The sequence below is a fragment of the Kitasatospora sp. NPDC085895 genome (assembly GCF_040702125.1).
Lineage (GTDB): Bacteria > Actinomycetota > Actinomycetes > Streptomycetales > Streptomycetaceae > Kitasatospora > Kitasatospora arboriphila.
This window is the reverse complement of record NZ_JBFBJY010000245.1, coordinates 1-1151: the sequence shown is the minus strand read 5'-3', so window position 1 is coordinate 1151 and position 1151 is coordinate 1. Positions and strand designations below refer to the sequence as shown.

The window sequence follows — 1151 nt, the reverse complement described above, 5'->3', positions numbered from 1 at the left end:
GCCAGGGCTGCCATGGCCAGGGTGGTGTGCCGGTGCCAGGCGTCCCAGGTGCGGACCTCGTACTGGTCGAGGCCGCAGTCGGTCTTCGCGGTCTCGAAGAGGTCCTCGATCGCCCACCGCAGGCCGGCGACCCGCACCAAGACGGTCAGGGTGGTGCCGGCCGGGGCGTGGACGGCGAAGTAGGCCAGTTTCGTGGGATCGGCGATCGAGCGGCGGACCAGCAGCAGATGTCTCCAGCCGGCCCGGGCGGGGCCGGCCTCGGACGGCCAGGCCACCTCCGTGACGGCCCAGTCGTAGTACCGCTCGCCCTTGGCACCCTTCCCGCACGATCGCCGCTCGAAGACCAGCGGGACCCGGGCGGCAAGGTCATCGACGCGCGTTTCTCCGATATCGGTGGCCGCCGTCTCGTCGCACGGGACGGCCAGCACATAGCCCTTGCGGCGCCGCTCGAGAGCGGCCCGCAGCTTGCGGTCCTGCCCGTAGAGGCTGTCGGCGGCCACCCACGCGAACGGTGTCCCCGCCCGCCGGGCCCGCTCCACCATCCGCCGGCCCAACTCCGGCTTGGTCACCACCGCCTTGCGGCGGACGGCCGGCACACCGGCCCGCCGGCAGCGTTCAGCGTCACCGGCCCAGGTCTTCCCGAGGTAGATCTCCCGGTCGACCAGGGCCCGACCACGCGGGGTGACATACGCGGCGAACACCGCGACCTGGCAGTTCTCCACCTGCCCGGTGATCCCCGCGTACTGCGGCGCGACCCCGACCGACATCCGGCCCTTCTTCAGCACAGCGGTCTCGTCCAGCACCAGCACCGCCTGCGGATCGCCCAGGTACTCGACCACGAACGCCCGCACCCGGTCCCGCAGCTCGTCCGCACTCCAGGCCATCCGCCGCAGGAACACCTGAACCCGATCCGGCGTCCGATCACCCAGGTAAGCGGCGATCTGCCAACCGTTCTTGCGCTCCACCGGCCCCAGCAGCGCCCGCAGATACGCCCGCGCGGTCAACCGCGGCTCCACCCGCCCGAACAACCCCGCGAGCCGGGCAAAGAAGTCCTCGAACCACACCGACCACAACTCGACATCACGCAACGTCTCCACGGCATGCGCAACGAGCCACCTACCCCCAGAGACACGATCAACCGCTGTAGTACC

At 71.0% G+C, this 1151-nt stretch carries 1 protein-coding gene; it reads right to left on the bottom strand.

Annotated elements, in window-relative coordinates; translation table 11 throughout:
- Positions 1–1151, bottom strand: a 1151-nt coding sequence (locus AB0442_RS42580; RefSeq protein WP_366168865.1) for an IS701 family transposase, incomplete at both ends; no start/stop codon positions are given.